The sequence below is a fragment of the Cupriavidus sp. MPR-AND1C genome (genome assembly GCF_058809705.1).
Genome location: NZ_JBXASU010000044.1, coordinates 27,001 through 52,549 on the forward strand (window position 1 = coordinate 27,001; position 25,549 = coordinate 52,549).

The following is a 25,549-nucleotide window of genomic DNA, read 5'->3' on the forward strand; positions in this document are numbered from 1 at the left end:
GGAAAAACCCCAAAATCCGGCATGCGGCGAGATTTCAAGTTTCTACAAGTGCCGATTACGCCTATCCTGTAGGGTGCGTGGAGTGGCTCCGGAGTATCCGGTGCAGTGAGAGGTAAAACAATCAGGAGAGTGAGCATGGAACGCAGATCGTTTCTGACGGTAGGGGCTGGACTGGTGGTGGCAAGTTCTGGCCTGCTGGGCGCGTGTACGACCACACCCAATGCGCCCACCGACAAGGCCGCCAAGCGCCGCGAGATCGATGGCGGCGTGGACGGCACGCTCAACAAGCTGTACGAGACGGCGAAGGGTTCGCGCGAACTCGCCAACCGCGCGCGCGGCATCCTGGTCTTCCCCAACGTCCTCTCGGCCGGCTTCGTCGTGGGTGGCGAATATGGCGATGGCGCGCTGCGCGCGGGCGGCGCCAACCGTGGCTATTACCGCATCATCTCGGGCTCGGTCGGCTGGCAGATCGGTGCGCAATCCAAGGCCATCGTCCTGATGTTCATGACCCAGGAAGCACTCGACAAGTTCGTTGCCAGCAGCGGCTGGACCGCCGGCGTGGACGCCACCGTGGCGCTGGCCAAGATTGGCGCCAATGGCACCCTGGACACCAATACCGCGCAGCAGCCCATCGTTGGCTTCGTGGTCACCAACGCGGGCCTGATGGCCGGCGTGAGCCTGGAAGGCTCGAAGATCAGCAAGCTCGACATCTGAGACCACGCAGCGTGCCGGCCTGGCGCCGGCCTGTGTGCGGGGCCGGGTTGCGAAGGCAGCCCGGCCCCTGACTTTTTCCGGCCCTGCTGCCACGGCGCCGCCACACCGGCCAGACTCCCTCACGCATTGTTACCGCATACGCCACGCTAACCGGCTAGAATCCGTCCCTTTGGCCGAATTCACATGTGGTTCAAGAATCTCCAGCTGCACCGTCTGTCCGCACCGTGGTCCCTCGCCGCCGAAGAGGTCGAGGAATGCCTGGCGCGCCACGCATTTTTCCCTGGCACCAGCCTGGAGATGCAAACCCAAGGCTGGGCCTCGCCGCGTGACAACGGCGCGCTCGTCCACCAGGTCGGCAAGCAGTTGCTGCTGACCATGCGCACCGAAAAGAAGCTGCTGCCGTCCACCGTGGTCAACCAGGTCACCAAGGCCCGCGCCGTGGAACTGGAAGAGCAGCAAGGCTTCAAGCCGGGCCGCAAGCAGATGCGCGAGCTCAAGGAGCAGGTCACCGAAGAACTGCTGCCACGCGCGTTCAGCATCCGGCGCGACACCCGCGTGTGGATCGACCCGGTCAACGGCTGGCTCGCCATCGACGCCGCCGCCCCGGCCAAGGCCGATGAAGTGCGCGGCCTGCTGTTCAAGGCCATCGACCCGCTGCCGCTGGACAACCTGCATGTGAACCAGTCGCCGGTCACCGCCATGACCGACTGGCTGGCCACCGACACGGCCCCGGCCGGCTTCACCCTCGACCAGGAAATGGAGCTGCAATCCAGCGCCGAGAGCAAGGCCACGGTGCGTTATGTGCGCCATCCGCTGGATGCCGAGGACCTGCGCCGCCACATTGCCGCCGGCAAGCGCTGCACGCGCCTGGCGATGACCTGGAACGACCGTGTGTCCTTCGTGCTCACCGAGTCGCTGACCATCAAGCGCGTGGCGCCGCTGGATGTCATCAAGGAGCAGGCCGACCCGAGCGCCCGCGACGACGAAGAACGCTTCGACGGCGACTTCACCATGATGGCCGGCGAACTGGCCAACCTGCTGTCGGACCTGACCGCCGCGCTCGGCGGCGAACGCAAGCTGTAAGCCAGCGCGTCAGCGGGCCGCCCAGGCCGGTTCAACCTGGATTCAGGCGGCGCCGCCCGGCGGCGCCGCGCCGTAGCCCAGCAACCCGCTGGCGACCTGCGCCTCATGGCGCACGGCCACGGCGATGGGCCCATCCATCGACGCATCGAAGCCGCCGGTGGCGCCCAGCGCCGTGAGCACCGCGCAGACGCGGCCCGTGTAGTCGTACAGCGGCGCTGCCACGGCGCTGATGCCCTTCAGGTTGGTATCGCGCACCACCGCGCACCCGGCGGCTTGCACTTCGCGCCGCAGCACGCCGATGGGGTCATCGCGATCCAGTTGCGCGCGCAGGTCCGCCGGCGCCGCCTCGAGTTCTTCTTCCGCCATCGCCCGCACGCGCGGCTCGTCGAGCAAGCCCAGCAGCGCGCGGCCCGTAGCCGACCACAGCATCGGCATCACCGAACCCACCCGCACATTGACCGTCACGGGCAGCCCCGGCTCCTCGAAGCGCACGATGGTCGGGCCCTTGTTGCCCATCACCGCCACAAAGCAGGTCACGTCCAGGCTCTCGCGCAGACGGACCAGCGACGGCTCGGCGATCCGGATCGGATCGACCTGCCGCATTGCTGCCAGGCCGATCAGCATGGCCTCCACCCCCAGGAAATACTGCTGCGATGCCGACGCCTGCGCCACCAGCCCCTCATCGATCAGGCTGGCCAGGTAGCGGTGCACCTTGGCCGGGCTCTCGCCGATATGCGCAGCCAGCGCGGTCAGGCTGGCGCGCCCGCCGAGGTTGGCCAAGCCCTTGAGCACCGTCATGCCGGTCTGCGCCGACTGCACGCGCTGGCGGCGCTCGCGCGCCGGCGGCTCAGCGGGCGTGGCGGCTTCGGCGAGATCAGTGAGATCGCCTGAGATGCGTGAGGCGCTTGGGTCGATTCTTGTCTTCATGGGCGGAGATTCTAGTGCCGTGCATGGCGCTGCGGCATCAAACCCACGTTAACCCGCATCGTTATATTACGCATTGCGTATATCATTTACGCACAAAATGCCGGACTGAGCCACGCCTCGACCGGCACCCAAACGGGAACAGGAGACAAGATGATCACCATTCGCAAATGCATCGCCGCGGGCCTTGGCCTGGCCGCCATCCCCATGCTGGCGGCCACCGCTGCCGCCGAGCCGGCCTACCCCGCCAAGCCGGTGCGCTGGATCGTGCCGTACGCAGCCGGTGGCGGCTCGGACTTCCTGGCGCGCTCCATCGGCCAGGCCCTCTCGACCCGGCTTGGCCAGCCCGTGCTGGTGGACAACAAGCCGGGTGGCAATACCGCGATCGGCGCAGCGGAAACCGCACGCGCGCCGGCAGACGGCTACACGGTGCTGTCGGCGGACAATGGCACGCTGGTGTTCAACCCGGCGCTGTACAAAACGCTTTCCTACAACCCGGTCAAGGACCTGGCGCCAGTCACCTTGCTGGGCCGCTTTCCGATGATCCTGGTGGTGGGCCCGGGCATGAACGTCAACACCGTGCAGGAGTTCGTCGCCCGCGCCAAATCCAAGCCGGGCGGCATCGACTACGCCTCGGCCGGTGCCGGGAGCCCGCACCATCTCGCCATGGAACTGCTCAAGGTTGAGGCAGGGCTGAACATGGTCCACGCGCCCTATCGCGGCGCGGCGCCCGCGCTGGCCGACGTGGCCGGCGGCCAGGTCCCGGCCATGATGGTCGACCTGGCCGCGGGCGCGGGCTTCATCAAGGGCGGCAAGGTCAAGGCGCTGGCCGTGGCCAACCCGACCCGCCTGCCCCAGTTGCCGGACGTGCCGACTTTTGCCGAGGCAGGCTACAAGAACGTGGAGGCTGCCGCGCTGGTGGGCATGGTGGTGCCGGCCGCCACGCCGCCGGAGATCGTCGCCACGCTGAACAAGCAGGTGGTGGCCGCGATCAAGGACCCGGCCGTGAACAAGCGGCTGGTGGACTTCGGCGTGGAACCGGTCGGCAACACGCCCGGGCAATACGCCGAACTGCTGCGCAGCGAGACCACCCGCTGGCACAAGCTGATCCGCGACCTGAAGATCACGCTAGAGTAACCGCGGCGCACCGCACCCGCCCCTTCGCAAACGAGAACACGGAGCAACAGGCATGGCCAACGCCACCCCCAATCCACACGCCTCGGGATGTCCCGTTGACCATCGCTTGCTGACAGCGCAGCGCTCGCCCACCGGCTGCCCGGTCAGCCCGGGCGCGGCCAGCTTCGATCCCTTCGAGGATGGCTACCAGCAGGACCCGCCCGAGTACGTGCGCTGGGCGCGCGAGCAGGAGCCGGTCTTCTACAGCCCCAAGCTGGGCTACTGGGTGGTGACGCGCTACGACGACATCAAGGCGATCTTTCGCGACAACCTCACCTTCAGCCCCTCCATCGCGCTGGAGAAGATCACGCCGACAGGACCGCAAGCTAACGCCGTGCTGGCGTCCTACGGCTACGCGATGAGCCGCACGCTGGTCAACGAAGACGAGCCAGCGCACATGCCGCGCCGCCGCGTGCTGATGGCGCCGTTTACGCCCGAAGAACTCAAGCATCACGAGCCCATGGTGCGCAAGCTGGCGCGCGAGTATGTCGACCGCTTTGTCGACGACGGCCGCGCCGACCTGGTCGACCAGATGCTGTGGGAGGTGCCGCTGACCGTGGCGCTGCATTTTCTCGGCGTGCCCGAGGAAGACATGGACCTGCTGCGCAAATACTCCATCGCGCATACCGTCAATACCTGGGGCCGGCCCAGGCCGGAGGAACAGGTCGAAGTCGCGCATGCCGTGGGCAACTTCTGGCAACTGGCGGGCAAGATCCTCGACAAGATGCGGCAGGACCCGTCCGGCCCGGGCTGGATGCGCTATGGCATCCGCAAGCAGGTGGAGTATCCGGAGATCGTCACCGACTCCTACCTGCACTCGATGATGATGGCCGGCATTGTCGCCGCGCATGAAACCACGGCCAACGCCACGGCCAATGCCATGAAGCTGCTGCTGCAGCATCCACGCGCCTGGCAGGAGATCTGCGAAGACCCGGGCCTGATCCCGAACGCGGTAGAGGAATGCCTGCGGCACAACGGCTCGGTGGCGGCCTGGCGGCGCCTGGCCGCGCGCGACGTGCAGGTCGGCGGCGTCGACATTCCCGCCGGCGCCAAGCTGCTGATCGTGACGTCCTCGGCCAACCACGACGAGCGGCACTTCGCCGATGCGGATCTCTTCGACATCCGCCGCGAGAACGCCAGCGACCAGCTCACCTTCGGCTACGGCTCGCACCAGTGCATGGGCAAGAACCTGGCGCGCATGGAGATGCAGGTCTTCCTGGAGGAACTCACGCGGCGCCTGCCCCATATGCGCCTGGCAGAGCAGTCATTCAGCTACGTGCCGAACACCTCGTTCCGCGGGCCCGAGCACATGTGGGTGGAATGGGACCCGAAGCAAAACCCCGAGCGCGCCAACCCCGCGCTGCTGGAAGTACAAGTGCCGGTGCGCATCGGCGAGCCTTTGGGGCATGCAATCAGCCGGCCGGTGGTGGTGGCCAGCGCGACCCGGGCGGCCGAGGGCATTGTCCGGCTGCGGCTGGTATCGCCCGATGGCAAGCCGATGCCGCGCTGGGCGCCGGGCGCGCACATCGACGTGGAATGCGGCGACACCGGACTGTCGCGGCAATACTCCCTTTGTGGCGACCCGGACGACAACAGTGCACTGGAGATCGCCGTGCTGCGCGAAGCGCAAGGCCGTGGTGGCTCCGCTTGGGTGCATGACAGCGTCAAGGCCGGCGACCGCCTGAAGATCCGTGGCCCACGCAACCATTTCCGGCTGGATGAGGCCGCGGGCAAGCTGATCCTGATCGCCGGGGGCATCGGCATCACGCCCGTCAGCGCCATGGCGCGGCGCGCCAAGGCGCTCGGCATGGACTACGCCTTGCACTACAGCGGGCGCTCGCGTGCGTCCATGGCGCTGCTCGACGAGCTCATCGCACTGCACGGCGACCGCCTGCATGTCTACGTCAAGGATGAAGGCCGGCGCAACGACTTCGCCAGCCTGCTCGGGCAGCCCCAGGCGGATACGCAGATCTACGCCTGCGGCCCCGCGCGCATGCTGGCAGCACTGCAGCAACAGTGCGCCGGCTGGCCCGGCGATGCGCTGCGCATCGAACATTTCGAGTCGACGCTGGCCACGCTGGATCCGGGCCAGGAGCAGGCGTTCGAAGCCGAGCTGAAGGACTCCGGCATCGTCGTCGCGGTCGCCCCGGGCCAGACGCTGCTGGCCGCGCTGCGCGCCGCCAACATCGACATGCAGAGCGATTGCGAGGAAGGCCTGTGCGGCTCCTGCGAGGTGCGCGTGCTGGCCGGCGAAATCGACCACCGCGACGTGGTGCTCACGCGCGCGGAGCGCGAGGCCAACACCAAGATGATGGCCTGCTGCTCGCGCGCGAAATGCCAGCGGATCGTGCTGGAGCTATAGGCGCGGCGGGCGCTCAGCCGCCCTGCTCTGCTGCCAGCTTCGCATCGATGGCTTGAACATGGTGGAGCCCGGCTACTTCGACCAAGCCCACCTGACGCGAGATTTCACCAGGCTGGTGGGCGTATCCCCGGGGCGACTACCAGCGCTCGCAGCAGGGGCCGGCAGGCGCACGCTGAGCGGCAAGTCAGCCCGCGCCGCCGATGTGCGCAGCCAGGTAATCGATCAATGCCCGCACCTTGGGCGGCAGGAAGCGGTTGGGCGGGTAGAGCAGCCACACCGTCCCCACGTAGGCGCGTGCCTGCAATTCCCAGTCTGGCAACACCTGCACCAGATCGCCGGCCTGCAAGGCAAGGGCCGCGGTGAACTCGGGCAGGCTGGCGATGCCAAGATCCTGCTGCGCCGCCTCCAGCCGCGCGCCAGCGTGGTTGGCGATATAGCGCCCGCTCACCGTCACGGTTTGCGTCTCGCTGTCGCGGCGCAAGCGCCAGCGGTTATCGTCTGCGGTTTCCCCCAGGTACAGGCAATCGTGCTGCGCGAGATCGCGCGGCTGCGCCGGCGTGCCGCGCGCGCGCAGATAGGCGGGCGAGGCGCACAGCACCCAGCGCACCGCGCCCAGGCGGCGCCCGGCAAGGCCGGGCGGTGGGTGCTCGGTCAGCCGGATCACCAGGTCGAGGTCGTCCGCAAGTGGATCGGCCTCGTGGTCGGTAAACAGCAACTGCAGGTCCACGTCCGGATAAGCCTGCAGGAAAGCCGGCACCAGCGGATGGATCACCGTCTTGGCAAATGCGGTCGGCGCGCTGACGCTGACCCTGCCCTGCGGCCGGCCCACCACATGGCCGGCGGCGTCCAGCGCCCCCGCCGCGGCGCTCACCACGTCGCGGCAATAGCGGTACACCTCGGCGCCCGATTCCGTCATGCGCACCTTGCGGGTCGAGCGCTCCAGCAAGCGCGTGGCCAGTGCCTCCTCCAGGCGCTTGATCTGGCGGCTGACAGTGGACGGTGTGCTGCCAAGCTGGCGCGCGGCAACAGAAAAATTGCCCGCGTCGACCACGCGCGCGAACACCGCCATGTCGGGCAGCAAGGCAAAGAGATCAGCTTGGTTCATGAGGCGGCTCGCGGCGGGCAGAGGCGGATTAATGCATATGCGGCATAAAGGCTTTGCATTCCGACCCGATTATCACCGTGGATGCAAAGCGGCACAATGCAGGACCGAATGCACAAGGCCCACCATGCCCGCGCCAAAAAACCTGTTACTGCTGTCCGACCTGATGCTGCTCGCGGTCGCCGTGGTCTGGGGCAGCAGCTACGGCATCGTCAAGAGCGCACTGGTCTTCTACCCGGTGCTCGGCCTGCTGACGCTACGTTTTGGCATCACCTTCGTGGTGCTCTCGCCCACGCTGGCCGCGCTGCGCCGCACCAACCCCGCCACCCTGCGCGGAGTGCTGGGCACCGGCGTGCTGCTGCTCGGCATCTTCCTGTGCGAAACCTTCGGCGTGCTGCTAACGCGCGCCGCTAACGCCGCCTTCCTGATCAGCCTGTGCGTGGTGCTGACGCCGCTGGCGGAGTGGCTGCTGCTCAAGCGCCGTCCAAGCCGTATCGAATGGGCTGCGGTGGCGCTCTCCCTGCTGGGCGCGTGGCTGCTGGCGGGCCACGGCGAACTGGGCTTCAACCTTGGCGACGCACTGATCCTTGCTGCCGCCGTACTGCGCGCGCTGATGGTCTGCGCGACCAAGCGGCTGGTGCGAGGCCGGTCCATGCCGGCGCTGACGATGACGGCGGTGCAATCCGGCGTGGTCGCCGTCGGCAGCGCGGGCGTGGCACTGGCGCTGGTGCCCGCTCAATGGCAGCCCCTGCCGTCGTTCTCTGGCCACCCCGCGTTCTGGGGCTACGTGCTGTGGCTGGTCGCCGCCTGCACGCTATTCGCCTTCTTTGCGCAGAACTACGCCATCCGGCGCAGCAGCCCCACGCGGGTAGCGCTGCTGATGGGCAGCGAGCCCGCCTTCGGCGCGTTGTTCGCCAGCCTGTGGCTGGCAGAGCGCATCTCCGCTGCGGCGTGGGCAGGCGGCGGGCTGATCGTGGCGGCATCACTGTTGGCCACGGTGCGCTGGGGCAAGCCCGCGGCCCCCGAGATACCGCAGGGCTCGCAGGCCTGAAGGCAGGATCCGTTGCAGCCAGCCGCGGCCATACAATCCGTGCATGCCCATTTGGACAGGCGAGAGGATTCCCTATGACGATGACCGACGTGTATGACCTGCGCGAGCCGGCCCGGGCCGAAATCGACGCCATCAAAGGCCCGGCCGTGATCGAGTTCGGCGCGCCCTGGTGCGGCTACTGCATGCGGGCGCAGCCCCACCTGGCCTGCGCCATGGCCAGCCATCCGGCGGTTGCCCATATCAAGGTCGAGGACGGCAGCGGCAAGCCGCTCGGCCGCTCGTTCCGGGTCAAGCTATGGCCCACGCTGGTGTTCATGCGCGACGGCGTGGAGGTGGCGCGATTGGTGCGACCGAGCGAGACGCGGGCGATCGAGGAGGCGTTAAGGCGGATTGCGGGCTGATGCTGGCCCGCACCGCCGATCGCTGATCGCTGATCGCTTATGCAAGCGCAAAGAAAAAAGCTCCCGAAGGAGCTCTTTTCTTTCTGCGTGGCGGCATTCACCACGCTCAATCCCAGGACAACGCCCCACCGGTCTGATACTCGATGACGCGCGTCTCGAAGAAGTTGCGTTCCTTCTTCAGGTCGATCATCTCGCTCATCCACGGGAACGGGTTTTCCTCGTTCGGGAACAGCTGCTCCAGGCCGATCTGCTGGCAGCGGCGGTTGCAGATGAAGCGCAGGTAGCCCTTGAACATCGGTGCGTTCAGGCCCAGCACGCCACGCGGCATGGTGTCCTCGGCGTAGCGGTATTCGAGGTCCACGGCTTTCTTGAACAGCGCGGTGATCTCTTCCTTGAACTCGGCGGTCCACAGGTGCGGATTCTCGAGCTTGATCTGGTTGATCAGGTCGATGCCGAAGTTGCAATGCAGGGACTCGTCGCGCAGGATGTACTGGTACTGCTCGGCGGCGCCGGTCATCTTGTTCTGGCGGCCCATGGCCAGGATCTGCGTGAAGCCCACGTAGAAGAACAGGCCTTCCATGATGCAGGCGAACACGATCAGCGACTTGAGCAGCTTCTGGTCGTTCTCCGGCGTGCCGGTCTTGAAGGCCGGGTCGGTCAGCGTGTCGATGAACGGGATCAGGAACTCATCCTTGTCGCGGATCGACTGCACTTCGTGGTACGCATTGAAGATCTCGGCTTCATTGAGGCCGAGCGACTCCACGATGTACTGGTAGGCGTGCGTGTGGATCGCTTCTTCGAAGGCCTGGCGCAGCAGGTACTGGCGGCATTCCGGCGCGGTGATCTGGCGGTAGGTGCCCAGCACGATGTTGTTGGCGGCCAGCGAGTCGGCGGTCACGAAGAAGCCGAGGTTGCGCTTGATCACGCGGCGCTCGTCTTCGGTCAGCCCGTTCGGGTCCTTCCACAGCGCGATGTCGCGCGACATGTTGATTTCCTGCGGCATCCAGTGGTTGGCGCAGCCGGCCAGGTATTTTTCCCAGGCCCACTTGTACTTGAACGGCACCAGCTGGTTGACGTCGGTCGAGCCATTGATGACGCGCTTGTCGGCGGCGTTCACGCGGCGGTCCGTCGGCGCGTCGGACGCCGGCAGGTTGCCGAGGATACCCGTGCCGGCCGGCTGCGTGGCGGCCGGCGGCAGCACGCCGTGCTGGTCGACAGAGCGTGCGGCAGCAGGCGTGGCGGTGGGATTCGGCGCGGGCTGCGGGGCAGCCTGCGGGGTGGCTTGAACGTCGTCGTCCCAGCTCAGCATGGTGTGGTTCTCCGTGGAATGCTTTGGTTTGCCGCTGTCCTCGCCGCGCGAGCGGCGCAGCGAGGATCAGGGCAGGTAATGACTTACTGGCGACTTACTGGCAGGCTTCGCACTCGTCGAAACCGGCGTCGCCCGGGCGCATCGTGCAGACCGCGCCTTCGGCTTCCGGCATGGCCGGTGCGGAGGCGGCGGCCTGGTCGATGCCGGCGGCGCTGATGCCGCTGTCGCTACCCGACGACACGGCGTTGAGCGAGCCGCGCGACACGGTGGACTTCTCCACGTGGGTGGCTGCCATCGTGCGCAGGTAGTACGTGGTCTTCAGGCCGCGCAGCCAGGCCAGCTTGTAGGTGTCGTCCAGCTTCTTGCCCGAGGCGCCGGCCATGTAGATGTTGAGCGACTGTGCCTGGTCGATCCACTTCTGGCGGCGGCTGGCGGCTTCCACCAGCCAGCTCGGCTCGACTTCGAAGGCCGTCGCGTAGATGTCGCGCAGGTCTTGCGGAATGCGGTCGATGCGGGCCAGCTTGCCGTCGAAATACTTCAGGTCGGCGACCATGACTTCGTCCCACAGGCCGCGTGCCTTCAGGTCGCGCACCAGGTAGTCGTTGACCACCGTGAACTCGCCCGACAGGTTGGACTTGACGTACAGGTTCTGGAAGGTCGGTTCGATGCAGGCCGACACGCCGATGATGTTCGAGATCGTTGCCGTCGGCGCGATCGCGATGCAGTTCGAGTTGCGCATGCCGTGCTGCTTGATGCGCGCGCGCAGGCTGTCCCAGTCCATGGTCGAGGAATGATCCACTTCCAGGTAGCCGCCGCGTTCTTCGGCCAGCAGCTTGAGCGAGTCCTGCGGCAGGATGCCGCGATCCCACAGCGAGCCTTCATAGGTGCTGTAGCGCCCGCGTTCTTCCGCCAGCTCGCTGGAGGCGCGGTAGGCGTAGTAGCACACCGCTTCCATCGAGGTGTCGGCGAACTGCACCGCGGCGTCGCTGGCGTACGGCAGGCGCAGCATGTGCAGGCAGTCCTGGAAGCCCATGATGCCCATGCCGACCGGGCGATGGCGCAGGTTGGAGTTGCGTGCCTTCTCGACCGCGTAGTAGTTGATGTCGATCACGTTGTCGAGCATGCGCATCGCGGTGCGGATGGTCTTCTCGAGCTTGGCGTGATCGAGCACCTGGGTGCCGTCGGCCTGTTGCTTCAGGTGGGCGACCAGGTTCACCGAACCCAGGTTGCAAACGGCGATCTCGCTGTCGTTGGTGTTGAGCGTGATTTCCGTGCACAGGTTGGAGCTGTGCACCACGCCCACGTGCTGCTGCGGGCTGCGGATGTTGCACGGATCCTTGAAGGTGATCCAGGGATGGCCGGTCTCGAACAGCATGCCCAGCATCTTGCGCCACAGCTGCATGGCGGGGATCTTCTTGAACAGCTTGAGCTCGCCACGGGCGGCCTTGGCTTCGTAGCCCAGGTAGGCTTCTTCGAATGCCTTGCCGACCAGGTCGTGCAGGTCCGGGCAGGTGGCGGGCGAGAACAGGGTCCATTCGCCGGCTTCCATCACGCGCTTCATGAACAGGTCGGGAATCCAGTTCGCCGTGTTCATGTCGTGGGTGCGACGGCGATCGTCGCCGGTGTTCTTGCGCAGCTCGAGGAATTCCTCGATGTCCAGGTGCCAGGTTTCCAGGTAGGCGCAGACCGCGCCCTTGCGCTTGCCACCCTGATTGACCGCCACGGCGGTGTCGTTCACCACCTTCAGGAACGGCACCACGCCTTGCGACTTGCCGTTGGTGCCCTTGATGTGCGAGCCGAGGGCACGCACATTGGTCCAGTCGTTGCCCAGACCACCGGCGAACTTCGACAGCAGCGCGTTTTCCTTCAGCGCCTCGTAGATGCCTTCCAGGTCATCCGACACGGTGGTCAGGTAGCACGACGACAGCTGCGAGCGGCGGGTGCCCGAGTTGAACAGGGTCGGCGTGGACGACATGAAGTCGAACGACGACAGCAACTGGTAGAACTCGATGGCACGGGCTTCGCGGTCCTTCTCGCCCAGCGCCAGGCCCATCGCCACGCGCATGAAGAATGCCTGCGGCATTTCGATGCGGGTCTCGTCGATGTGCAGGAAGTATCGGTCGTACAGGGTCTGCAGGCCCAGGTAGTTGAACTGGAAGTCGCGCTGGGCGTCCAGTGCCGCGCCCAGGCGGACCAGGTCATAGGTGGCCAGCTTCTCGTCCAGCAGCTCGGCTTCGATGCCGCGCGCGATGAACTTGGGGAAGTAGTCGGCGTAGCGCGACACCATCTCGGTCTGGGTCACTTCGGCGCCCAGGATTTCCTTGCGGATGGTGTGCAGCAGGATACGTGCGGTGACCTGGCTGTAGGCCGGGTCCTTCTCGATCAGGGTACGCGCGGCCAGGATGGCGGAGTCGTAGACCTGGGTCATCGGCACGCCGTCGTACAGGTTCTTCAGCGTTTCCTTGAGGATCGGCTCGGCGCTGACGGCATCGCCAAGGCCCGAGCAGGCGTTGTCGATCAGGCCATGCAGCGCGCCCAGGTCCAGCACGCGGGCTACGCCCGCATCGGTCACGTTGAACGTGGCGCCGCCTTCCTGCACGCGGGCCACCGCCTGGGCGTTTGCCTGGGCGCGTTCCTGGGTGCGCTTCTCGCGGTACAGCACGTAGGCGCGGGCCACTTCATGCTCGCCCGAGCGCATCAGCGCAAGCTCGACGTGATCCTGCACGTCTTCGATATGGAAGGTGCCGCCGTTAGGGCGGCTGCGCAGCAGCGCGCGGACCACATTCTGGGTCACTTGCTCGACCACTTCGCGCACACGCGCCGAAGCGGCGCCCTGTCCGCCGTTGACGGCGAGAAAGGCCTTGGTCACCGCGACCGAGATCTTGCTCGGCTCGAACGCCACGACGGCGCCGTTACGTCGGATGATCTTGTAGTCCTGGTAGCTGCCAGCGGCGGCAGTAGCGGGGCTCGACTGCGCGTTCGCTGCTGCACCGGCGCCAGTTGCGCCGGTGGAGATTTCGTTCTGGGCTGTCTGCATGAGGAACTCCTGTTCTGACCCGTGTTTTATGAGTGACAAAGAGTCCCGGGCAAAATGCGCAAAAAGGCTCAGACACGCCGGCCGGCCTTACCCGGGAGGGCGCGCTGCTATTGCTGGATTCTGCTGGGACTCTTGTGATGCGCCGGCCCTTCGGCGGACCGCAGCCATTGCTGCGGCGGTAACTGCACACCTAGGCCGGCTCCCCGAAAGCACCACTAGATCTAGTGGTCGATGCGAAAAACTGAACTAAGTATAGTGAAACGGAGCGGATTCACCAGTCTTGACAAGCGCCTTTTTGGCGCGAATTCCAGTGCCGGCATGGCATGCGGCGCTGCGCCATACCCGCTAGCCCAAGAGACGCAAGGGAATCCGCCCGACGGTTCGTTACCGCACCATGACGCGAAATTTTTTTGATTGACCTGACCTCTTCGATAGGCGCGGACTTTATCAGGGTTTTCCCCAGATCGCGGCTTTCCCCTAGACCTCGCTTGTTGGCCTTGCCTCAGGGCTGTTCTTTCCGGTAAGGCAGTTGCGCGGGCGCCACGCCGGCTGCGGCGGCAAAGCCCGCCCAGTCGAAATGTGGCCCCGGATCCGTCTTGCGCCCCGGCGCGATATCGCTGTGCCCCGCCACGGCCCGCACCGGATAGGTGCCTAGCAGGGCACGCACCAGCGCTGCGGTGGTGTGGTATTGGGCCAACGTGAACGGCTGGTCGTCGCTGCCTTCCACCTCGATGCCGATGGAAAAGTCGTTGCAACGTGGCCGGCCGAAGAACTCGGACTGGCCGGCGTGCCAGGCGCGGTCCAGGCAAGACACGAACTGGACCAGCTCGCCCCCTCGCGTCACCAGGAAATGCGCCGACACCCGCACTTGATGGATCGTCTCGAAAAACGGATGGCGCGACGGGTCGAGACGGTTCAGGAAGAAGGCTTCGATATCGCCGCTGCCGAATTGCCCGGGCGGCAGGCTTATGTTGTGGATCACCACCAGGTCCACCGGCATGTGCGCGGGCCGGGCGTCGAAATTGGGGGACGGCACCTGGCGCGCCGCGGGCACCCAGCCCGCCGGGTCGGGGACGAATCGCGAGCCCGGCGCGGACTGGGCTGCCTGGGCGGCCTGGTCGAGGTCAGGCATGGCGATCTCCATCCGCCGCCAGCAGCCCGTCGCGCAGCGCTTCGCTGGTTTCAGCGGCGCCGTCAGCCGGGTCATCGCGGCCCTCGCGGATGCCAAGCTGCTGGATGCGGTAGCGCAACTGGCGAAAGCTCAGGCCCAGCAGCGGCGCGGCGGCTGTCCGGTTGAAGCCGGTCTGCTGCAGCGCCTGCAGGATCAGGTCGCGCTCTAGCGCTTCGAGCCGGCCGGGCAGGTCGATCGGGAAGGTGGCTCGGCAAGCGTCTGCGGCCGCCTCCACGGCCCGAGGTGTCGCGGGTTGCGCAAACAGATCGGGCTGCGCGCCGTCCCGGGATTCGGCGTGCGCATCGTACGCAAGCTCCTGCATGGCGCCCGGCCGCAAGCCGGACGCTGCCGGCGCAGCCGCCGAGGCCAGGTAGGCGTGCGGCGCGGGCGGGCGTGGCATGGCCGAATGGCCCATGCCCGCATCCATCTGGCCCAGGTCGTCCACCTCGATGGTATTGCCCTCGGCGAAGGCATAGGCCCGCTCGAGCAGGTTTTCCAGCTCGCGCACATTGCCCGGGAACGGATAGTCGGACAGCCGCTGCAGCGCGGCCGCCGCCAGCCGCTTGGGACGGGGATCGCCATAGCGCACCGCCAGGTACTCCAGGATGGCGCTGGCCAGCACCGGGATATCCTCGCGCCGCTCGCGCAGCGTGGGCATGCGCAGCGCCAGCACGTTGAGGCGGTAGAACAGGTCCTGGCGGAACTGGCCGGAGGCGACCATCGCGGAAAGATCCTTGTGGCTGGCACACAGCACCCGCACGTCCACGCTCTCCTCGCGGCTCGCGCCGATCTTGCGCACGCGCCGCTCCTGCAGCACGCGCAGCAGCTTGACCTGCATCGCCAGCGGCAGGTCCGCCACCTCGTCGAGCAGCAGCGTGCCGCCATTGGCAGCCTGGAAGAAGCCACCGCGCTCGGCGTCGGCCCCGGTGAAGGCGCCCTTCACATGGCCAAAGAACTCCGACTCCATCAGGGTCTCGGGGATGGCGCCGCAATTGACCGCGATAAAGGGATGCGCCGCGCGCGCGCTGACCGCGTGGATGGCACGCGCCGCACGCTCCTTGCCACTGCCGGACTCGCCGCTGATGACGATCGGCGCCATGCTGCGCGCCAGCCGCGAGAGCGAGCGGCGCACCTCGTGCATGGCCGGAGAATGGCCGGGAAGCAGGTTGACGGCGCGGTCCACGGTTTCCTGCGCCCCGCTGCCGCCGTCACCGCCCTCGGCACCCTCGGCGCCGTCACGCTGCTGGCGCCCCAGGGCATTCAGGATCAGGCTGCGCAGCTGGTCCAGCGAGACCGGCTTGGCGATGTAGTCGAACGCGCCCGCCTTGAGTGCCTCCACGGCATTGTCGGCGCTGCCGTAGGCGGTGATCACGGCCACCGGCACCCGCTCCGGCGCGCTCGAGAGCTGGCGCACGATATCGATGCCAAGCCCGTCGCCCAGCCGCATGTCGGTCAGTACCAGGCTATAGCGGCGCGCGGCGAGCTGCTGGCGCGCCTCGGCCAGCGAGCCGGCCAGCACCACTTCGTGGCCCATGCGGCGGATCGAGATATCGAGCAGTTCTCGCAGGTCGGCCTCGTCGTCGATGACGAGAATCGGGTCGGGGCCTGGCGTCTTGAGGGGCATGGGTCTGCGTCTGGCGATCTGGCGAAATGGGGTCGGGGCGGCGACTGAACGAGTGGCTGATCGGGTGGCCGGGCATGCCGGCGCGGCTCAGCCACCCCCGCTGTCCGGCGCTTCGATGCGCAAGGTCAGGACAAAAGCCTTGGCCGGCAGTGTATCGCGTGCAGCCGGCGCCAGCATGCCGGTCTGCGCCAGCAGCGCGTCGATCGAAATGGTGCCGTAGCGCACTTGGGCGTCGTTGGCGCCGCATAGCTCGCGCGCCATGAACAGCCCGAGGCCGGTGCCCTGGGCGTTGCTGGTAAAGAAGGGCTCGAACAAGGTGCGCTGGTGCTCGCGCGACACCTCGACGCCATCGTTCCAGACGATCAGCTCGGCATGGTGCTGGTCAAGCGCATGGGCTAGCAGGCGGATCGCCCCGGGCAGGCGGCTGCAGTAGCGCCAGGCGTTGTCGAGCAGGTTGCCAAGCACTTGCTGCAACTGGGAGGCATCGAAGATGACCGGGCGCGCCACGTCCACCGTGAGCCGGATGGCATTGGCGTTGATCTCGGCCGGACGCGGCACGCGCCGCGCGCCGACCGGGTCGTGGCTGGTGGAGCGGGCGCGCATCTCCAGCCGCCAGCGGCCGACGATCTCCGGCAGCGCCTGGTTCAGATCCACCGTGGTGCGCTCGGTGCGCGGGCGGCGCGACATCTGCAGCACGTCCGACACCACCTGGTCGAGCCGGCGCACATTGTCGTGAATGATGCGCAGCAGCCGCGCATCCACGTCGCCCTCCGCGCGCCCCGCCTCGCCCGGGCGCGCGGCCCGGCGGCTGGTTTCGGCCAGCAGCTCGCTGGCCTGGCTGATGGCCGCCAGCGGATTGCGGATCTGGTGTGCCACGCTGGCCACCAGGCGCCCCATGGCAGCCAGCTTCTCCTGTTGCACCTGCTCGGCAATGCGCTCCCAGCTTTCGATATGGACCAGCACCGTGTCGCGCATCTCGCTGCGCAGCAAGGCCTCGTCCTCCGGGCGCCAGGCCATGGCCTCGCTCTGGGCGATGGCCAGGCGCAGCCGGGCCGCCGCCTCTGGCGACAGCTCGTTCCAGGTTCCTGTGTTCATGGCGTTTTGGGCACTCAGCGAGACTGACATCGAGGACGCGAAGGTGGAGCGCAGGCTGGCCAGCCCCGGCAGCAAGAAGCGCAGCCGCAGCCGCGTGTGCAGGATGGGGCCGCGCCCCGAGGATGGCCGCGACGGCAGCGGCAGCAATTGCAGGATGCGAGGCGCATCGTCCTTGCTGCGCACCCAGTCGCGCAGCATTTCCATCAGCGGCTGCAGGCGGGGGATCTGGCGCAGGTCGAACAGCGCATCGCGCCCGTTGGCGGGTGTCTCCGAATGCTTGCCCCGTTCGGCAGGCTGCACGCCCAGCAGCACCACCGCGGCCGGGTTGGCCGCCACCACCACGCCGTTGGCACGCAGCAGCATCACCCCGTCCTGCATGTCGTTGACCATCAGGCGGTTGACCAGTTGCTGCAGGCGCAGCTCCTGCTCGCGCGCCAGCGCCAGCCGCTCCTGCGCGAGCTGGCGGTTGGCCAGCAGGTACATCAGAGAGGCCGCGATCATGAAGACCAGCCCGTACAGCCCCGAGCCCAGCAAACCCGTGTCGGCCTGGCGCAACAGCAAGGTCTGCGCGAAGGGGGCGCTCATCACCACCAGCGCGGACACTGCCGCAGCGAACAGCGCGAACAGCAGGCTGGTGAGCGCGCCTGCCTGCAGCGCAGGCAACAGGAAGATCATGGCGAGCCCCTCGCCGCGCTGGCCCTGCGCGTGAAAGATCAGGCCAAGCAGGGCGAGGTCGGCCAGCACCTGGAAGCGCACCCGCAGGTGAAAGCCGCGGCGCCACCAGAGCGTGGCGACCAACATCCCCAGCGCCATCACGGCGTAGGGCACGGCCAGCGGCAGCGCGGCCAGGCCGCTGCCGAACCCGCTGCCCAGTCCAGTGGCCAGCGCCTGCGCGGCTCGCTCGGCCTCGGCGCGCTGCGCCGGCAGCCAGGCGTAGCCCAGCAGCAGCGCGGCTACGGCCAGCCGGGTCCAGCAGAAATAGCGCAGCAAGCGCCAGTGGAATTCAGGAGGTTCGGGCTGGCGCCACATCGCCGCAAGGGCGTGCCAGGCATTCAGGCGGGACCAGAACGAGGCAGGCCCGTTCATGCGGCAGGGCTGTCCGGATCGCTATCGGCCGGCAGGTGGGCGCGCCGGCAGTAGTGCAAGCCGCGGTAGGCGATCGCTTCGCCCTGCGGCAGATGCACCCCGCAGCGCGCGCATTGCACCATGGCTTCCTGCGCAGGGGCAGGCTGGTTGCGCGCCGGCGAGCCTTGCGCGGGACCGTGCCGGGCGGCGCGGTCCTCCCGCAGGCGCGCCTCGGCGCGCTGGCGAAGCCACCAGAAACAACCCAGCACGACAGCCAGGACAAGGAAGATGCGTGCCATGCCGGCCTCAGATTCGGTGCAGTATGACTTCGATGACGAAGCGGCTGCCGACATAAGCCAGCAGCAGGATGCCGAAGGACGCAATCACCCAGCGCAGCGCGGTGCGCCCGCGCCAGCCGTAGAAGGTGCGCCCGGCCAGGATGCCCGCGAACATCGCCCACGACAGCAGCGCGAACACGGTCTTGTGGTCGAGCCGGAAGGCCCGGCCAAACAGTTGCTCGGAGAACAGCAGGCCCGACAGGATCGTCAGCGTCAGCAGTACGAAGCCGGCGCCGATCAGGCGGAACAGCAGCTTCTCCAGCGTCAGCAGCGGCGGCAGCAGGTCGAGCCAGCGGCCCACCCACTGGGCCGGCTCGCTGGCCTTGCCCGCCTGGGGCGAACGGTTGAAGCCATGCAGGCGGCGCTCGGCCAGCAGCATCAGGAAGGCATGGAAGGCCGCCAGCGTGAACAGGCCATAGGCGACGTTGGCAATGATGAAGTGCAGCTTGAACAGCGGCCGCGCCGCGTAGCCCAGGATCTGCGCGCCGGGAAACGCCAGCGGCATCAGGCTCGCGAGCATCGCCACCGGGACCACGATCAGCCCGAGGCCGGCCAGCGAGAAGAAGAAGCTCTCGATCCAGTAGATGCCCACACCCAGCCAGAGCATGGCCGACAGCGCAAAGGCAAAGCCGAACACCATGCGGTCGGCCGGGAAGATGGTCTCGTGCAGCAGCAGGCCGTGGCTGGCCACCGCGGCCAGCATCAGCGCGTGCCACCAGGCCGGACGGCCATCGCCGCGCCCGCCGGCCCCGCCGCCGCCGTGCAGCAGCGCGGTCGCCGCCGCGCCCCCAATGGCACCGCCGTTGCCGGCAGCCGATAGCTGCGGGTTGCGCGTCGCCCAGCCGTGATAGGCCAGGCCGCAATAGAGAAGTGCCGTCAAGGCATACAGTACAATGGCCATTTGCACAGTTTACCTTAGCGCCCCGTCCCGGTGGCGCCCCGCTTGAGCCGGGCCAAGAGCCAGCCTCAAGCCTCGATCAAGCTCTATCCCCCGGACTTCTGCCATGCTGGACAATCTCACTCAACGCCTGGCGCGGGTCGTCAAGACCATGCGCGGCGAGGCTCGCCTGACCGAAGCCAATACCGCCGAAATGCTGCGCGAAGTGCGCCTGGCCATGCTGGAGGCCGATGTCGCCTTGCCGGTGGTGCGGGAATTCATCGCCCGCGTGAAGGAAAAGGCACTGGGCGAAGACGTGGTGTCCAGCCTGACGCCGGGCCAGGCGCTGGTGGGCGTGGTGCAGCGCGAGCTGACCGCTGTCATCGGCGGCGAGGAAAGCCTGTCCGCCGACAACAAGAGCGGCGAGTTGAACCTGGCGGTGCAGCCGCCCGCGATCATCCTGATGGCCGGCCTGCAGGGCGCCGGCAAGACCACTACCGTCGGCAAGCTGGCCAAGTGGCTGAAAGAAAACAAGAAGAAGAAGGTGCTGACGGTCTCGTGCGACGTCTACCGCCCCGCCGCTATCGCCCAGCTCAAGACCGTATCCGAGCAGGTCGGCGCCGATTTCTTCCCCTCCGAGCCCGACCAGAAACCGGTGGACATCGCGCGCGCGGCGGTGGACTGGGCCCGCAAGCATTATCACGACGTGCTGATCGTCGATACGGCAGGCCGCCTGGGTATCGACGAAGCCATGATGCAGGAAATCGCCGCGCTGCACGCCGAGATCAAGCCGGTAGAAACCCTGTTCGTGGTCGACGCCATGCTGGGCCAGGACGCGGTCAACACGGCCCGCGCCTTCAATGACGCCCTGCCCCTGACCGGCGTGGTGCTGACCAAGCTGGACGGCGACGCGCGCGGCGGTGCCGCGCTGTCGGTGCGCCACATCACCGGGCGCCCGATCAAGTTCGTCGGCGTCGGAGAAAAGCTGGACGGCCTCGAGCCCTTCTACCCCGATCGCATGGCCCAGCGGATCCTGGGCATGGGCGACATCCTCGCGCTGGTCGAGGAAGCCCAGCGCGGCGTGGACATGGAAGCGGCCGAGAAGCTGGCCAAGAAGATCAAGAAGACGGGCGACTTCGACCTGGAAGACTTCAAGGCGCAGATCGGCCAGATGAAGAAGATGGGCGGCCTGGGCAGCCTGGTCGACAAGCTGCCGGCTCAGTTTGCCCAGCAGGCGCAGGGCGCCAACATGGACGTGGCGGAAAAGCAGGTGCGCCGCATGGAAGGCATCATCAACAGCATGACGGCCGCCGAGCGCGCCAAGCCCGACCTGATCAAGGCCAGCCGCAAGCGCCGCATCGCCACCGGCGCCGGCGTGCCGGTGCAGGAAGTCAACCGCCTGCTCAACCAGTTCGACCAGATGCAGAGCATGATGAAAAAGCTCAAGGGCGGCGGCATGATGAAGATGATGCGCTCGATGGGCGCGATGAAGGGCGGCATGAAGGGACTCTTCAACCGCTGAGCCATCCGGCACGGCGGCGCCCGCTCCCCGGGCGCCGCGCCACCCCGCAAAAGACCAAGACTGAGACAGGATCCACATCATGATGACCGCCGAACAGGCCCGCGAACTGTGGGCCAACTCCGAGGAAATCGTCAGCGCCGAGGCCGTCCAGGCATCGCTGGACCGCATGGCGGGCGAGATCACGGAAAAGATGGGCGATACCTTCCCGCTGGTGCTGTCGGTGATGGGCGGCGCAGTCGTCTTCACCGGCATGCTGCTGCCCAAGCTGGCGTTCCCGCTGGAGTTCGACTACATCCACCTCTCGCGCTACAACAACAAGACGGTTGGCGGCGAGATGCAATGGCGCGTGGCGCCGCGCGAATCGGTCAAGGGCCGCACGGTGCTGGTGCTGGACGACATCCTGGACGAAGGCGAGACCATGGCGGCCATCCGCCAGCGCATCATGGACATGGGCGCGACCAATGTCTACGCCGCCGTGCTCTGCGAAAAAGTGCTGCAAAAGGCAAAGCCCATGCACCCGGACTTCTGCGGCTTCACCGTGCCTGAGCGCTATGTCTTCGGTTGCGGCATGGACGCCCACGGCTACTGGCGCAACCTGCCCGCCATCCGGGCCTTGCGCTAAGGCCTTGCGCCGACGATCGGCCACAGCGAGGCCAGCAGCAACAGCGCCATCCCCACATTGAACATGCGCAGCACCCGGGGCTGCGCCAGCCAGCGCCGCATGGCCGAGCCGAACACGGCCCACATCGCCACGCTGGGCAGGTTGATCACGGCGAACAGGCCGGACAGCAGCAATACATTGAGCCAGACATTGCCGTGCAGCACGTAGGTACTGCACGCGCCCACCGCCATCACCCAAGCCTTGGGATTGACCCACTGGAACGCGGCCGCGGCCAGGAAGCCCATGGGCTTGCCCACCTCCCGGTCCTGGACGCCACCTGCTGTCGCCAGCTTCCACGCCAGCCAGGTGAGATAGGCCACTGCCACCACACGCAGCACCTGCCAGGTCCACGGAAATGCGGCGAACAGCGATCCCAGCCCGAGGCCGACCACCGCCACCATCAGGCCGAAGCCGATACTGATGCCCAGCACATGGGGCACTGTGCGGGCAAAGCCGAAATTCACGCCCGAAGCCAGCACCATGGTGTTGTTGGGGCCCGGGGTGATCGACGACACGAGGGCAAACGCGCAGAACGCGGCGAACACGCCGGATCCGGCAACAAGCTGGGGCACTGCCATGTCTGGCTCCATCGAATACGATAAGGAATGGAGCTAGTCTAGCCATGCAGAGCTGTACAGTACCGGTACAGTTGACCAGAAAACTGGCTATACGGCTTGGCGCGTAGCCGCCGCATCAAGCCGCATCAAGCCGCGGTGATCGCGTTCGCCGCCACCACCAGCGCGATCCCCCACAGCACCACGCCGGTCGCCCGCTCCACGCCGCGAACCGAACGGGCAAAACGCGTGCGCACCAGTGGATGGCGTACGCCCCAGGCCACCAGCATGTCCCAGCCGAAGACCATGGCGAACATCCAGGCGCCGTAGCCCAGCTGTGCTGCCAGCGGCGTGCGGGTGCCGGCCAGCACCGAGAACAGGCTGGCATAGAACAACGCATTCTTGGGATTGAGCACGGCGGACAGGAAGCCCGTTACGAGTTGCGCCGCGTACGCTGCGGGGCCGGTGCCCTGCGCTTGCTGGTTTGCTCCATGCTCGCCATCGGCGCCGGGCAGCGTCGTCTCACCGCTGGCACGCAGCAGCCGCCAGCCCAGCCAGGCCAGGTACAGGCAACCCGCCCACTGCAGCAGCACAAACACGCCCTGGCTGGCGCGGGTAGCCGCCAGCCCGGCGATGGCCAGCCCGATAAACACGCCGTTTCCCAGCGCGATGCCCAGGCAGACGGCGCTGGCGCGGCCCACGCCATGCACCAGCGCGCTGCGCACTACCAGGAAAAAGTCGGGGCCCGGGCTGAGCAGTGCAAGAAAATGCGCGCCCGCCACCATGGCAAATTGGCCGAGGCCGGAATCAACAGGGAAATCCACGCCAGTCCTTTCGTGTCTTCGGATGAGCGCGAAGTCTGGACCGCGAGGGGCGGCAAGTATTGGAGAAAATTGCGCGCGGCGGCTCAGCCGCTGCGGCGTTGATAGCTGCGCGGCGTCAGCGCCACGCGCTGCTTGAAGGCACGCTGGAAGTGGCTCTGGTCGGAAAAGCCCAGCACCTGGGCGATCTCCGCCGGCGCCCCGCCCGCGCGCAACAGCTGGCGCGCGTGGTTGATGCGCAGATCCAGCTGGTAGGCATGCGGGGTCATGCCGAGGTCGGCCCGGAAGGCGCGGATCAGCTGGTAGCGGCTCATGCCGGCGCCGCGCGCCAGTTCCGCCAGCGGCAGCGGCTCCGCGTGATGGGCATGCAGGCGCGCGACCAGGCCGGCTAGCCGAGCCTCCGGCGTGACTGGCTGGCGCGGCGCGCGCACCGCCTGACGCAGGTCGGCAGCGCCGAGCAGCGCGGCCAGGAAGCCGCCTAGCGCCGCGTCCTTGGTGGCCTGCGGGGCTGCGGAGAACAGCACATCGTTAAGCCGGCACAGGCCGGCATAGGTATCTGGCGCGCGGGTGACACGCACCCGCGCCAGCGCCGCGGGCAACACCGCCACGCCACGTGTCTCCAGCACCGTGCCCACCCATGCCGGGTCCAGGTGCAGCATCTGGTAGCTCCAGCGCGCGTCGGGCTCCGGATTGCAGGCGTGCACCTGCCCGGCCGGGATCACGACCACGTCGCCGGGCGCCAGCCGTACCGACTCGGTCTCGGTGCCAAACAGGCTGTGGCCGCCATCGACAGCGCCAATCGACAAGGTGGGATGGGTATGCGGCAGGTAGGCCGCGCCGCTGTCGCTGGCGCAGCGGCTCTCGACATATGGCATGGCGGGATCGAACCAGTAGCGTGCCTGCCCTGCGGTGCTGCCGGCGCGCATCAGTCGGTCCGGTACGGGCGTTCGCGCAGCCACTTGGTGGCAATCCATTTCTCGCCCGCTTCAACGGGCAGGCCGGCATGCAGGGTGCGCTCGTCCAGCGTGCCGTCGGACTTGCGATAGCTGAAATAGACCGCGTTGCCCTTGACCGGCGCCACCTCCAGGCCAAGCTTGGGAAAGGCCGTGGCGCCACCCGCCGGCGGGCTGTTCAGGTAGATCACCAGGGTGGCGACGCGTTGCCCGCCGACCTTGAGCTGGCGCGCCTCGCCGGGGCGCTGCGGGTTAAAGAAATCGTAGTGCGGCTGGTACTCTCCGCCGGGCTTGTAGTTGAGGATCTGCAGGCCTTCGCCACGGTCCGCGGCAATCCCGGTCACGGCAGCGATGCAGTCCTCGATGCGCTCGATCAGCGCATGCTCGCCGACCTGGAACATCGCGCCCAGGCTGGTGCGCGCCTCGATCAGGTTCTCGTCGCCGGTGTCGGGGTTGATCACGGGTGAGCGCACCAGGCGGCCGCGCGCCAGCTCTACCAGTGCGTCGCACTCGGCATCGGTCAGCAGTTGCTGGTACAGGGTCACGCGCGGCGCCGCGAGCGTGAACAGGACGGGAATCTCGCGGCCGGCGAAATGCGCCGCGTTACGGTTGCCTTGCGCGCCGGTTTCGCCACGGCCACCAGCCTGGTCCCCTGCGCGCCCGGCCGGCTTGCCGATGCCCAGCTCCGCGGCCATCTCCGCGGGGTTGTCCGGCGCCGTCCCCCGCACCGCTGCCCGTGCCGCCGCGGACAGCGCCGCGGCCACGGTGGCTTGCGCGAAGGCCTGCTCGTAGCCGGACTGGCACATCGACTGCACCAGCGCCTCGGCGCCAAAGCCCTGCCCGATATGACGCCGCAGCCAGCGCTCCAGGTCCGCCGAGGAACTGGTGTAGCCCGCCTTGCCGGCGGTGTCGCCAGTGGCGCTGGTGGCGCGGGTGTTGCTCATGAGGGATTGGCCAGCCGCTGCGGCGAGAACGGGTTGCGCGCCGGCGCTTCGGGCGGCACCACGCGGCTGCGGGTGCCCGTGCCGGATTCGGGGTCGCCGGCGACGGTGACCGTGGCTTCGGAGTACTGCCAGCGCTTCCACGCTGCCAGCACCGCATTGGGATAGTCGGGGCGGCCACGGCTGCCGTTGTACCGGCCCAGCGCCAGGAACAGGTCGCCTTGCTCGCGGTCCAGGTAGTAGCGCAGGATGGTGCAGCCGTAGCGCAGGTTGCTCTGCAGGTGAAACAGCTTGCGGCTGTCGCTGTCGCCAATGCTGCGCACCCAGAAGGGCATTACCTGCATCAGCCCGCGAGCACCGGCCGAGCTGATCGCGTATTTGCGGAAATTACTCTCGACCTGCACCAGCCCCAGCACCAGCGCCGGTTCCAGCCCCGCGCGCTTGGCCTCGTAGTAAGCGGTCTCGATCAGTTCGATGCGCACCTGCGGCTCGGGGATGCGCCCCGCGAGCCGGTGCGACATTTCTTCCAGCCACTTGAGATACGCCAGTTGCTCGCCGCCGGTGGCAAAGGCCGGGCGCAGCGGGCGGCTGTCGGCAATGGCCGCAGCCAGCGCGCCGCGCACCGAGTCGGCCAGGTCTTCTTCCTTCTGGGCCCCGGCGTGGGCGGCGGCGCTGAGCACCAGCAACAAGCCGGCGCCGACCCGCGCCACGCCCGAACGGCCCGGGAGCCGGCCCGGCAGACGCAGCGGGTCCAGGAGGCGCATGGCG

The 25,549-nt window shown here is 67.5% G+C and carries 22 protein-coding genes; 8 read left to right on the top strand and 14 right to left on the bottom strand.

The features are described 5' to 3' along the window. Nucleotides 1–135: 135 nt before the first annotated feature. Nucleotides 136–714 carry a BPSL1445 family SYLF domain-containing lipoprotein gene (locus AC1RWI_RS22345; protein ID WP_492868822.1) on the top strand — a complete coding sequence of 193 codons (579 nt, stop codon included), beginning with the start codon at nt 136–138 and terminating at the stop codon, nt 712–714. A gap of 183 nt (nt 715–897) precedes the next feature. Further along, on the top strand, nt 898–1,797 hold the full coding sequence (locus tag AC1RWI_RS22350; RefSeq protein WP_043349676.1) for a recombination-associated protein RdgC: 900 nt from the start codon (nt 898–900) through the stop codon (nt 1,795–1,797). A 42-nt stretch (nt 1,798–1,839) separates the two neighbouring features. Here AC1RWI_RS22350 and AC1RWI_RS22355 read toward each other — a convergent pair whose 3' ends face one another. After that, nucleotides 1,840–2,724: an IclR family transcriptional regulator gene (locus AC1RWI_RS22355; RefSeq protein ID WP_492868824.1), complete on the bottom strand. Its 885-nt coding sequence runs from the start codon at nt 2,722–2,724 to the stop codon at nt 1,840–1,842. Nucleotides 2,725–2,874: 150 nt separating this feature from the next. Between AC1RWI_RS22355 and AC1RWI_RS22360 the strand changes: the two genes are divergently transcribed. Both AC1RWI_RS22360 and AC1RWI_RS22365 read left to right on the top strand, forming a co-directional pair. Continuing rightward, nucleotides 2,875–3,858, top strand: coding sequence for a Bug family tripartite tricarboxylate transporter substrate binding protein (locus AC1RWI_RS22360; RefSeq protein WP_492868826.1), 984 nt, complete (start codon nt 2,875–2,877; stop codon nt 3,856–3,858). Nucleotides 3,859–3,910: 52 nt separating this feature from the next. Then, entirely contained in the window at nt 3,911–6,259 is a 2,349-nt protein-coding gene (locus AC1RWI_RS22365) for a cytochrome P450/oxidoreductase (RefSeq protein WP_492868828.1), read from the top strand. A gap of 184 nt (nt 6,260–6,443) precedes the next feature. Here AC1RWI_RS22365 and AC1RWI_RS22370 read toward each other — a convergent pair whose 3' ends face one another. Beyond that, a complete protein-coding gene (locus tag AC1RWI_RS22370; RefSeq protein WP_043349684.1) occupies nt 6,444–7,364 on the bottom strand; it encodes a LysR family transcriptional regulator in 921 nt (306 codons plus the stop codon). A gap of 124 nt (nt 7,365–7,488) precedes the next feature. Between AC1RWI_RS22370 and AC1RWI_RS22375 the strand changes: the two genes are divergently transcribed. Next, the gene (locus tag AC1RWI_RS22375) at nt 7,489–8,412 is read left to right on the top strand and encodes a DMT family transporter (protein WP_043349689.1); all 924 of its coding nucleotides are present in this window, start codon (nt 7,489–7,491) and stop codon (nt 8,410–8,412) included. A gap of 74 nt (nt 8,413–8,486) precedes the next feature. Continuing rightward, nucleotides 8,487–8,813: a thioredoxin family protein gene (locus tag AC1RWI_RS22380; RefSeq protein WP_492868831.1), complete on the top strand. Its 327-nt coding sequence runs from the start codon at nt 8,487–8,489 to the stop codon at nt 8,811–8,813. 106 nt (nt 8,814–8,919) lie between these two features. Here AC1RWI_RS22380 and AC1RWI_RS22385 read toward each other — a convergent pair whose 3' ends face one another. From AC1RWI_RS22385 to AC1RWI_RS22415, 7 genes are all read right to left on the bottom strand, one after another. After that, entirely contained in the window at nt 8,920–10,122 is a 1,203-nt protein-coding gene (locus AC1RWI_RS22385) for a ribonucleotide-diphosphate reductase subunit beta (protein WP_150986839.1), read from the bottom strand. A gap of 94 nt (nt 10,123–10,216) precedes the next feature. Next, the gene (locus tag AC1RWI_RS22390; protein ID WP_043349696.1) at nt 10,217–13,159 is read right to left on the bottom strand and encodes a ribonucleoside-diphosphate reductase subunit alpha; all 2,943 of its coding nucleotides are present in this window, start codon (nt 13,157–13,159) and stop codon (nt 10,217–10,219) included. Nucleotides 13,160–13,661: 502 nt separating this feature from the next. Further along, nucleotides 13,662–14,291 carry a 1,6-anhydro-N-acetylmuramyl-L-alanine amidase AmpD gene (gene ampD, locus AC1RWI_RS22395; RefSeq protein ID WP_043349699.1) on the bottom strand — a complete coding sequence of 210 codons (630 nt, stop codon included), beginning with the start codon at nt 14,289–14,291 and terminating at the stop codon, nt 13,662–13,664. Beyond that, nucleotides 14,284–15,954, bottom strand: a complete 1,671-nt coding sequence (locus AC1RWI_RS22400; RefSeq protein WP_492868834.1) for a sigma-54-dependent transcriptional regulator — start codon at nt 15,952–15,954, stop codon at nt 14,284–14,286. Before AC1RWI_RS22400 ends, ampD begins: the two co-directional genes overlap by 8 nt. Nucleotides 15,955–16,041: 87 nt before the next feature. After that, nucleotides 16,042–18,135, bottom strand: a complete 2,094-nt coding sequence (locus tag AC1RWI_RS22405; protein WP_492868836.1) for a sensor histidine kinase — start codon at nt 18,133–18,135, stop codon at nt 16,042–16,044. Beyond that, entirely contained in the window at nt 18,132–18,413 is a 282-nt protein-coding gene (locus AC1RWI_RS22410; protein WP_043349709.1) for a PP0621 family protein, read from the bottom strand. The genes AC1RWI_RS22405 and AC1RWI_RS22410 overlap by 4 nt, the downstream gene beginning before the upstream one ends. 7 nt (nt 18,414–18,420) lie before the next feature. Further along, nucleotides 18,421–19,353: a cytochrome C assembly family protein gene (locus AC1RWI_RS22415; protein ID WP_043349712.1), complete on the bottom strand. Its 933-nt coding sequence runs from the start codon at nt 19,351–19,353 to the stop codon at nt 18,421–18,423. Nucleotides 19,354–19,456: 103 nt separating this feature from the next. Here AC1RWI_RS22415 and ffh point away from each other — a divergent pair, with 103 nt between their 5' ends. Both ffh and AC1RWI_RS22425 read left to right on the top strand, forming a co-directional pair. Next, a complete protein-coding gene (gene ffh, locus AC1RWI_RS22420) occupies nt 19,457–20,851 on the top strand; it encodes a signal recognition particle protein (RefSeq protein ID WP_006162498.1) in 1,395 nt (464 codons plus the stop codon). A 79-nt stretch (nt 20,852–20,930) separates the two neighbouring features. Then, a complete protein-coding gene (locus tag AC1RWI_RS22425; protein WP_017224402.1) occupies nt 20,931–21,473 on the top strand; it encodes a hypoxanthine-guanine phosphoribosyltransferase in 543 nt (180 codons plus the stop codon). On the opposite strand, the gene AC1RWI_RS22430 is transcribed toward AC1RWI_RS22425, so the two are convergent. The 5 genes from AC1RWI_RS22430 to AC1RWI_RS22450 all read right to left on the bottom strand — a co-directional run bounded on the left by AC1RWI_RS22430 (nt 21,470) and on the right by AC1RWI_RS22450 (nt 25,545). Next, nucleotides 21,470–22,090, bottom strand: coding sequence for a LysE family translocator (locus AC1RWI_RS22430; RefSeq protein WP_082054931.1), 621 nt, complete (start codon nt 22,088–22,090; stop codon nt 21,470–21,472). The two genes, AC1RWI_RS22425 and AC1RWI_RS22430, sit on opposite strands and share 4 nt — an antisense overlap. A 125-nt stretch (nt 22,091–22,215) precedes the next feature. Next, a complete protein-coding gene (locus tag AC1RWI_RS22435) occupies nt 22,216–22,890 on the bottom strand; it encodes a LysE family translocator (RefSeq protein ID WP_492868839.1) in 675 nt (224 codons plus the stop codon). An 83-nt stretch (nt 22,891–22,973) separates the two neighbouring features. Then, nucleotides 22,974–23,813: a helix-turn-helix domain-containing protein gene (locus AC1RWI_RS22440; RefSeq protein ID WP_492868841.1), complete on the bottom strand. Its 840-nt coding sequence runs from the start codon at nt 23,811–23,813 to the stop codon at nt 22,974–22,976. Beyond that, complete coding sequence (locus AC1RWI_RS22445; protein ID WP_492868843.1) at nt 23,813–24,784, bottom strand: 2OG-Fe(II) oxygenase; 972 nt, start codon at nt 24,782–24,784, stop codon at nt 23,813–23,815. The genes AC1RWI_RS22440 and AC1RWI_RS22445 overlap by 1 nt, the downstream gene beginning before the upstream one ends. Next, a complete protein-coding gene (locus tag AC1RWI_RS22450) occupies nt 24,781–25,545 on the bottom strand; it encodes a lytic transglycosylase domain-containing protein (protein ID WP_492868845.1) in 765 nt (254 codons plus the stop codon). Before AC1RWI_RS22450 ends, AC1RWI_RS22445 begins: the two co-directional genes overlap by 4 nt. Nucleotides 25,546–25,549: the final 4 nt, after the last annotated feature.

Excerpts from the sequence above, each read along its gene's own strand:
- AC1RWI_RS22345 (WP_492868822.1), top strand. The coding sequence starts at position 136 with ATGGAACGCAGATCGTTTCTGACGGTAGGGGCTGGACTGGTGGTGGCA.
- AC1RWI_RS22350 (WP_043349676.1), top strand. The coding sequence starts at position 898 with ATGTGGTTCAAGAATCTCCAGCTGCACCGTCTGTCCGCACCGTGGTCC.
- AC1RWI_RS22355 (WP_492868824.1), bottom strand. The coding sequence starts at position 2,724 with ATGAAGACAAGAATCGACCCAAGCGCCTCACGCATCTCAGGCGATCTC.
- AC1RWI_RS22360 (WP_492868826.1), top strand. The coding sequence starts at position 2,875 with ATGATCACCATTCGCAAATGCATCGCCGCGGGCCTTGGCCTGGCCGCC.
- AC1RWI_RS22365 (WP_492868828.1), top strand. The coding sequence starts at position 3,911 with ATGGCCAACGCCACCCCCAATCCACACGCCTCGGGATGTCCCGTTGAC.
- AC1RWI_RS22370 (WP_043349684.1), bottom strand. The coding sequence starts at position 7,364 with ATGAACCAAGCTGATCTCTTTGCCTTGCTGCCCGACATGGCGGTGTTC.
- AC1RWI_RS22375 (WP_043349689.1), top strand. The coding sequence starts at position 7,489 with ATGCCCGCGCCAAAAAACCTGTTACTGCTGTCCGACCTGATGCTGCTC.
- AC1RWI_RS22380 (WP_492868831.1), top strand. The coding sequence starts at position 8,487 with ATGACGATGACCGACGTGTATGACCTGCGCGAGCCGGCCCGGGCCGAA.
- AC1RWI_RS22385 (WP_150986839.1), bottom strand. The coding sequence starts at position 10,122 with ATGCTGAGCTGGGACGACGACGTTCAAGCCACCCCGCAGGCTGCCCCG.
- AC1RWI_RS22390 (WP_043349696.1), bottom strand. The coding sequence starts at position 13,159 with ATGCAGACAGCCCAGAACGAAATCTCCACCGGCGCAACTGGCGCCGGT.
- ampD (WP_043349699.1), bottom strand. The coding sequence starts at position 14,291 with ATGCCTGACCTCGACCAGGCCGCCCAGGCAGCCCAGTCCGCGCCGGGC.
- AC1RWI_RS22400 (WP_492868834.1), bottom strand. The coding sequence starts at position 15,954 with ATGCCCCTCAAGACGCCAGGCCCCGACCCGATTCTCGTCATCGACGAC.
- AC1RWI_RS22405 (WP_492868836.1), bottom strand. The coding sequence starts at position 18,135 with ATGAACGGGCCTGCCTCGTTCTGGTCCCGCCTGAATGCCTGGCACGCC.
- AC1RWI_RS22410 (WP_043349709.1), bottom strand. The coding sequence starts at position 18,413 with ATGGCACGCATCTTCCTTGTCCTGGCTGTCGTGCTGGGTTGTTTCTGG.
- AC1RWI_RS22415 (WP_043349712.1), bottom strand. The coding sequence starts at position 19,353 with ATGGCCATTGTACTGTATGCCTTGACGGCACTTCTCTATTGCGGCCTG.
- ffh (WP_006162498.1), top strand. The coding sequence starts at position 19,457 with ATGCTGGACAATCTCACTCAACGCCTGGCGCGGGTCGTCAAGACCATG.
- AC1RWI_RS22425 (WP_017224402.1), top strand. The coding sequence starts at position 20,931 with ATGATGACCGCCGAACAGGCCCGCGAACTGTGGGCCAACTCCGAGGAA.
- AC1RWI_RS22430 (WP_082054931.1), bottom strand. The coding sequence starts at position 22,090 with ATGGCAGTGCCCCAGCTTGTTGCCGGATCCGGCGTGTTCGCCGCGTTC.
- AC1RWI_RS22440 (WP_492868841.1), bottom strand. The coding sequence starts at position 23,813 with ATGCGCGCCGGCAGCACCGCAGGGCAGGCACGCTACTGGTTCGATCCC.
- AC1RWI_RS22445 (WP_492868843.1), bottom strand. The coding sequence starts at position 24,784 with ATGAGCAACACCCGCGCCACCAGCGCCACTGGCGACACCGCCGGCAAG.
- AC1RWI_RS22450 (WP_492868845.1), bottom strand. The coding sequence starts at position 25,545 with ATGCGCCTCCTGGACCCGCTGCGTCTGCCGGGCCGGCTCCCGGGCCGT.